Raw genomic sequence first — 6,353 nt, 5'->3', positions numbered from 1 at the left:
GCTCCCGTCTCCTCCCCCGCCCCCGTGTCCGGGGCCGCGCGCAACCCCGTCGGCGGGCATGTGCCCGTCGCCGGTGGGCTGAACTCCGTCGGGCTGACCTACGCCCGTGATCTCAAGGCCGAGACCGTGCAGGTCTTCGTCGCGAACCCGCGGGGCTGGGCCACACCCGTCGGGAACCCGCGGCAGGACGAGGAGTTCCGGGCGGCCTGTGCGGCCGAGTCGATCCCCGCGTACGTGCACGCCCCGTACCTGATCAACTTCGGCTCGCACACCGAGGCGACGGTCGAGAAGTCCGTGGAGTCGCTGCGGCACTCGTTGCGCCGGGGCCGGGAGATCGGCGCCCTCGGCGTGGTCGTGCACACCGGGAGCGCGACCGNNAGGTGCGCGCGCACCTCCTGCCGCTGCTGGACGAGCTGACCCACGACGACGACCCGTATCTGCTGCTGGAGTCGACCGCCGGCCAGGGCGCCTCCCTGTGTTCGCGGACCTGGGACTTCGGCCCGTACTTCGAGGCGCTCGACGCCCACCCGAAGCTCGGCGTCTGCCTGGACACCTGCCACATCTTCGCGGCGGGCCACGACCTGACCGGGCCCGACGGCATGCACCGGACGCTGGACCTGCTGGTGGACACCGTCGGCGAGGGCCGGCTGAAACTGATCCACGCCAACGACTCCAAGGATGTCGTCGGCGCCCACAAGGACCGTCACGAGAACATCGGCTCCGGCCACATCGGCGAGGACCCGTTCCGCGCGCTGATGACCCACCCCGCCACCGAGGGCGTCCCCCTGATCATCGAGACCCCCGGCGGCAAGGAGGGCCACGCGGCGGACGTGGAACGCCTGAAGAAGCTCCGCGACGGCTGAGGCGCCGGGCTCGGTCAGAGCTCGGGCCCCTCCCCCGGTTCCTCCTGGTAGGAGTAGCGCTGCTCGCGCCACGGGTCGCCGATGTTGTGGTAGCCGCGCTCCTCCCAGAAGCCGCGCCGGTCGGCGGTCATGTACTCGATGCCCCGGACCCACTTGGGGCCCTTCCAGGCGTAGAGGTGGGGCACGACGAGCCGCAGCGGGAAGCCGTGCTCGGCGGTGAGCAGTTCGCCGTCCTTGTGGGTGGCGAAGATCGTGCGGTCCGAGGCGAAGTCGCTGAGCCGGAGGTTGGAGCTGAAGCCGTACTCGGCCCACACCATCACATGGGTGACCTCGGCGGCCGGCGGCGCGATCTCCAGGATCGTCCGGGCGGGGATGCCGCCCCACTCCGCGCCGACCATGCTGAACTTCGTCACGCAGTGCAGATCGGCCACGACCGAGGCGTACGGCAGTGCGGTGAACTCGTCGTGGGTCCAGCTCCGCTTCTCGCCGTCGGCGGTGGCGCCGAAGACCCGGAAGTCCCACCGCTCGGGGCGGAATTTGGGTACGGGGCCGTAGTGCGTCACCGGCCAGCCGCGCTGGAGTCGCTGTCCCGGCGGAAGCTGCGGCTGTGCCGCGTTCTCAGATGCGCGATCTCCCGACTCGCGTCCCACCGGCTGACCCATGACTCCATCCTGACAGACCCCGAGTGGTGCACATGACCAGCCCCCACCCGACTCGGACAAAACGAACTAAGGCTGGGCTAACTTACTAAGCTTGCACTTACTGGACGATCTTCGATGCCGGTGCAATCATCGCGGCGCAACCTCCCAGTTCCCCGCTTGGAAGGAGCCTTTGCGATGCAGGGCGACCCCGAGGTCATCGAATTCCTCAACGAGCAGCTGACGGCCGAGCTGACCGCGATCAACCAGTACTTCCTGCACGCGAAGATGCAGGAGAACTTCGGCTGGACGAAGCTCGCGAAGTACACCCGGCACGAGTCGTTCGACGAGATGAAGCACGCGGAGGTCCTCACCGACCGGATCCTCTTCCTGGACGGCCTGCCGAACTACCAGCGACTGTTCCACGTCCGCGTGGGCCAGACGGTGAAGGAGATGTTCGAGGCGGACCGGCAGATCGAGGTCGAGGCGATCGACCGCCTCAAGCGCGGCATCGAGGTGATGCGGGCCAAGGGCGACGTGACGTCCGCGAACATCTTCGAGTCGATCCTCGCCGACGAGGAGCACCACATCGACTATCTGGACACCCAGCTGGAGCTGCTGGAGAAGCTCGGCGAGGCGCTGTACATCGCACAGCTGATCGAACAGCCGGAGAGCTGATTCCTCGCGTCGAGGGGCCGCGCCGGACGGGCTAGGCGGCTTCCTCGAGCTCCTGCACCTCGGAGAAGGCGGGCTGCCCCTGACCGGCCGAATCACGGCGCGGGCACGCGCCCCTGCCCAGGATCGCCTGGATACGGCGGACGCACGAACCGCAGTCCGTACCCGCCTTGCAGGCCGACGCGATCTGGCGAGGGGTGCAGGCGCCGTCCGCCGCGTGCTTCTTGACCTGCTGCTCGGTGACACCGAAGCAACTGCAGACGTACACGCGGTTCACCTCCCGCCGGGATCGATACGTAACGCCGTCCCCGAACGATGATCGGTGAGGCTAACCTAACCTTACCCGGCGGCCAGGGAGCGCAAAAGTGGAGTGGGGCGCGGATCGTATGTGATCCGCGCCCCACTCCACTGTGTCGTCACGCCCGTACTAGTCGCGGTACAGCTCCGCGACCAGGAAGGCCAGGTCGAGGGACTGGCTGCGGTTGAGCCGGGGGTCGCAGGCGGTCTCGTAGCGCTGGTGCAGATCGTCGACGAAGATCTCGTCGCCGCCGCCCACGCACTCGGTGACGTCGTCACCGGTGAGCTCCACGTGGATGCCGCCCGGGTGGGTGCCCAGCGACTTGTGGACCTCGAAGAAGCCCTTGACCTCGTCGAGCACGTCGTCGAAGCGGCGGGTCTTGTGGCCCGAGGCCGCCTCGAAGGTGTTGCCGTGCATCGGGTCGGTCACCCAGGCCACGGTCGCGCCGGACGCGGTGACCTTCTCGACCAGCTCGGGCAGCTTGTCGCGGACCTTGTCCGCGCCCATGCGCACGATGAAGGTGAGACGGCCGGGCTCGCGCTCCGGGTCGAGGCGCTCGATGTACTGCAGCGCGTCCTCGGCCGTGGTCGTCGGGCCGAGCTTGATCCCGATCGGGTTGCGGATCTTCGAGGCGAACTCGATGTGCGCGTGGTCCAGCTGCCGGGTGCGCTCACCGATCCACACCATGTGCGCGGAGACGTCGTACAGCTGCCCCGTGCGCGAGTCGACGCGGGTCAGCGCCGACTCGTAGTCGAGCAGCAGCGCCTCGTGCGAGGAGAAGAACTCGACGGTCTTGAACTCCTCCGGGTCGGTCCCGCAGGCGTGCATGAAGTTCAGCGCGTTGTCGATCTCGCGGGCGAGCTGCTCGTAGCGCTGGCCGGACGGGGACGACTTCACGAAGTCCTGGTTCCAGGCGTGGACCTGGCGCAGGTCGGCGTAGCCGCCGGTGGTGAAGGCGCGGACCAGGTTCAGCGTGGAGGCGGAGGCGTGGTACATCCGCTTCAGGCGCTCGGGGTCCGGGACGCGGGCGGCCTCGTTGAAGTCGAAGCCGTTGACCGAGTCGCCGCGGTACGTCGGCAGGGTCACGCCGTCGCGGGTCTCGGTGCCCTTGGAGCGGGGCTTGGAGTACTGCCCGGCGATGCGGCCGACCTTCACGACGGGCACGGAGGCCGCGTACGTGAGGACGGCGCCCATCTGGAGCAGCGTCTTCAGCTTGTTGCGGATGTGGTCCGCCGAGACGGCGTCGAAGGCCTCGGCGCAGTCGCCGCCCTGGAGGAGGAACGCCTCTCCCTTGGCGACGGACGCCATCCGGGCGCGCAGCTGGTCGCACTCGCCCGCGAAGACGAGCGGCGGATACGACTCGAGCTCCGCAACGACTGCGCGCAGAGCCTCGGTGTCGGGGTACTCGGGCTGCTGCGCCGCGGGCAGGTCTCGCCAGGTGTTGCCAGCGCTCGCGCTGGACTTAGCGTTCACGGTCACGACGTCCACATTACGGGGTCATGTCGGGCGTCCATTCCCCTGCTCATCAAGTGAGACGAACCCCGCTCGATCGGGACGGGACCCGCGGGCGCGGCCCGTGGCGCCACCGGAACGCCTCCGGTAGTCTGCGGCGCATGTTCGCGCACAGCAACCAGAACTGGTGGTGGACCGCTCATCCGGCGGCCCACTGACTGCGCGTACGCACGACTTCGCGAAGGCCGCCCGAGGGGCGGCCTTCCGTGTTTCCACCACCGGGCCGTCCCTCCTCGATCACCGCACTGATCACGCTCCGATCAGCCACGAGGAGAACCCGATGGACCTGGCTCGACTCCTGCACGACCCCCGACCGTTCGCGCTGCTGCGCCGCCGCACCCCCGGCCTCCATGACCACGACACCGTGGAGGTGCTGATCGGCCCGGTCACCACCTGCGAGCGGCTCGCCGACCTCCCCGACGAGGGGCTGGCCCTCGTCCCGTTCCGGCAGATCCGCGAACGCGGCTTCGACGTCCGCGACGACGGCACCCCCCTGTCGGTGCTCGTGCCGGAGGAGTCGTACGCGCTGCCACTGGAGCGGGCACTGGCCCAGCTGCCCGCGCACGACGTGCGGGTCGAGGGCGGCGGTTTCGACGTCGGCGACGAGGAGTACGCGCGGATCGTCGGCCGGGTGCTGCGCGAGGAGATCGGGCGGGGCGAGGGCGCGAACTTCGTGATCCGGCGTACGTACGAGGGCGGCATCCCGGGCTTCGGCCGGGCCGACGCGCTGGCGCTGTTCCGACGGCTGCTGGAGGGCGAGCGGGGCGCGTACTGGACGTTCGTGGTGCACACCGGGGAACAGGAAGGGCCCGAAGGGCCTTCCTTGGAAGGGCGGCGGCGGGAGACGGGTGGGCGGACCCTCGTGGGGGCGAGCCCCGAGGTGCATGTCCGGATGTCCGGCGGGACCGTCGTGATGAACCCGATCAGCGGCACGTACCGCTATCCGGCCGGCGGGCCGACACCGGAGGACCTGCTGGAGTTCCTTTCCGACGGCAAGGAGATCGAGGAGCTCTCGATGGTCGTCGACGAGGAGCTGAAGATGATGTGCACGGTCGGCGACATGGGCGGGGTGGTGATCGGGCCCCGGCTGAAGGAGATGGCGCACCTCGCGCACACCGAGTACGAGCTGCGCGGACGCTCCTCGCTGGACGTGCGGGACGTCCTGCGGGAGACCATGTTCGCGGCGACCGTCACCGGGTCGCCCGTGCAGAACGCCTGCCGGGTCATCGAACGGCACGAAGTGGGGGGTCGCGGGTACTACGCGGGGGCCCTCGCGCTGCTGGGCCGGGACGAGGGCGGGGCGCAGACCCTGGACTCGCCGATCCTCATCCGGACCGCCGACATCGCGGGCGACGGCCGGCTGCGGGTGCCGGTCGGCGCCACGCTCGTCCGGGGCTCCGATCCGGCGGGCGAGGTCGCCGAGACCCACGCCAAGGCGGCCGGGGTGCTGGCGGCGCTCGGGGTACGGCCCGGGCGGCCGGAGCGGGAGCGGGTGCGGCCGGGGCTCGCGGAGGACCCCCGGGTGCGGGCGGCGCTGGACGGGCGGCGCGCCTCGCTGGCGCCGTTCTGGCTGCGGATGCAGGACCGCACGGCCGAGCTGACCGGGCACGCGCTGGTGGTGGACGCGGAGGACACGTTCACCGCGATGCTCGCGCATCTGCTGCGGTCGTCGGGGCTGGAGGTGACGGTACGGCGGTACGACGAGCCCGGGCTGCGGGAGGCCGTGCTCGGGCATGCCGGGGTGGTCGTGCTGGGGCCGGGGCCCGGGGACCCCGGGGACGCGGACGACCCCAAGATGCGGTTCCTGCGGGAGCTGACCGCCGAGGTGCTCCGGGACCACTCGTGCGGGGTGCTCGGGGTGTGTCTCGGGCATGAGCTGATCGCGGCGGAGCTGGGGCTGGAGATCGTGCGCAAGGAGGTGCCGTACCAGGGGGCGCAGACCTCGATCGACCTGTTCGGGCGGGAGGAGGTCGTCGGCTTCTACAACAGCTTCGTGGCACGCTGCGACGACGGGGCGGCCGGGGAGCTGGCCGCGCACGGGGTGGAGGTCAGCCGCAGCGCCACCGGGGAGGTGCACGCGCTGCGGGGGGCCGGGTTCGCGGGGGTGCAGTTCCATCCGGAGTCGGTGCTGACGCTGGACGGGGTGACGGTGATGCGGGAGCTGGTGGCGGGGTTGCGGGTCCTTCGGGCTCGGTAGGCCGCGTTGTCGGGTGCGGGTGGTCGGGTGCGGGTGGTTCGTGGTTTCTCGCGCAGTTCCCCGCGCCCCTGAAAAGCGACCGGGGCTGCGCCCCGTGCTTTTCAGGATGAAGGCCGGGCCGCAGGCCCGAACCCTTCAGGGGCGCGGGGAACTGCGCGAGAAACCACAAC

At 70.3% G+C, this 6,353-nt stretch carries 7 protein-coding genes and 1 pseudogene; 5 read left to right on the top strand and 3 right to left on the bottom strand.

Annotation, left to right across the window (positions count from 1 at the left end; translation table 11 throughout):
- Positions 1–24: 24 nt before the first annotated feature.
- Positions 25–376 (top strand): annotated as a pseudogene (locus AOK23_RS50910) (TIM barrel protein); the annotation flags it as partial.
- Positions 377–378: 2 nt separating this feature from the next.
- A partial coding sequence (locus tag AOK23_RS50905) for a deoxyribonuclease IV (protein WP_240496754.1) occupies positions 379–863 on the top strand: 485 nt, incomplete at its 5' end.
- A 14-nt stretch (positions 864–877) separates the two neighbouring features.
- Here the strand turns inward: AOK23_RS50905 and AOK23_RS38550 are convergent.
- Positions 878–1,525, bottom strand: coding sequence for a sulfite oxidase-like oxidoreductase (locus tag AOK23_RS38550; RefSeq protein ID WP_055717127.1), 648 nt, complete (start codon positions 1,523–1,525; stop codon positions 878–880).
- Positions 1,526–1,699: 174 nt separating this feature from the next.
- Here AOK23_RS38550 and bfr point away from each other — a divergent pair, with 174 nt between their 5' ends.
- A complete protein-coding gene (bfr, locus tag AOK23_RS38545; protein ID WP_055521109.1) occupies positions 1,700–2,179 on the top strand; it encodes a bacterioferritin in 480 nt (159 codons plus the stop codon).
- Between the two features lie 31 nt (positions 2,180–2,210).
- On the opposite strand, the gene AOK23_RS38540 is transcribed toward bfr, so the two are convergent.
- Positions 2,211–2,453, bottom strand: a complete 243-nt coding sequence (locus tag AOK23_RS38540) for a (2Fe-2S)-binding protein (protein WP_055717126.1) — start codon at positions 2,451–2,453, stop codon at positions 2,211–2,213.
- Between the two features lie 150 nt (positions 2,454–2,603).
- Positions 2,604–3,953: a class II 3-deoxy-7-phosphoheptulonate synthase gene (locus tag AOK23_RS38535; RefSeq protein WP_055717128.1), complete on the bottom strand. Its 1,350-nt coding sequence runs from the start codon at positions 3,951–3,953 to the stop codon at positions 2,604–2,606.
- 20 nt (positions 3,954–3,973) lie between these two features.
- Here AOK23_RS38535 and AOK23_RS52135 point away from each other — a divergent pair, with 20 nt between their 5' ends.
- The gene (locus AOK23_RS52135) at positions 3,974–4,144 is read left to right on the top strand and encodes a trp operon leader peptide (protein ID WP_079049943.1); all 171 of its coding nucleotides are present in this window, start codon (positions 3,974–3,976) and stop codon (positions 4,142–4,144) included.
- Positions 4,145–4,266: 122 nt separating this feature from the next.
- Positions 4,267–6,183 carry an anthranilate synthase family protein gene (locus AOK23_RS38530; RefSeq protein WP_055717125.1) on the top strand — a complete coding sequence of 639 codons (1,917 nt, stop codon included), beginning with the start codon at positions 4,267–4,269 and terminating at the stop codon, positions 6,181–6,183.
- Positions 6,184–6,353: the final 170 nt, after the last annotated feature.

This window comes from Streptomyces torulosus (assembly GCF_001419765.1).
Classification (GTDB): Bacteria; Actinomycetota; Actinomycetes; order Streptomycetales; family Streptomycetaceae; genus Streptomyces; species Streptomyces torulosus.
The sequence above is the reverse complement of the archived record's forward strand: the minus strand, read 5'-3'. Positions and strand labels throughout refer to the sequence as shown.

Excerpts from the sequence above, each read along its gene's own strand:
- AOK23_RS38550 (WP_055717127.1), bottom strand. The coding sequence starts at position 1,525 with ATGGGTCAGCCGGTGGGACGCGAGTCGGGAGATCGCGCATCTGAGAAC.
- bfr (WP_055521109.1), top strand. The coding sequence starts at position 1,700 with ATGCAGGGCGACCCCGAGGTCATCGAATTCCTCAACGAGCAGCTGACG.
- AOK23_RS52135 (WP_079049943.1), top strand. The coding sequence starts at position 3,974 with ATGTCGGGCGTCCATTCCCCTGCTCATCAAGTGAGACGAACCCCGCTC.
- AOK23_RS38530 (WP_055717125.1), top strand. The coding sequence starts at position 4,267 with ATGGACCTGGCTCGACTCCTGCACGACCCCCGACCGTTCGCGCTGCTG.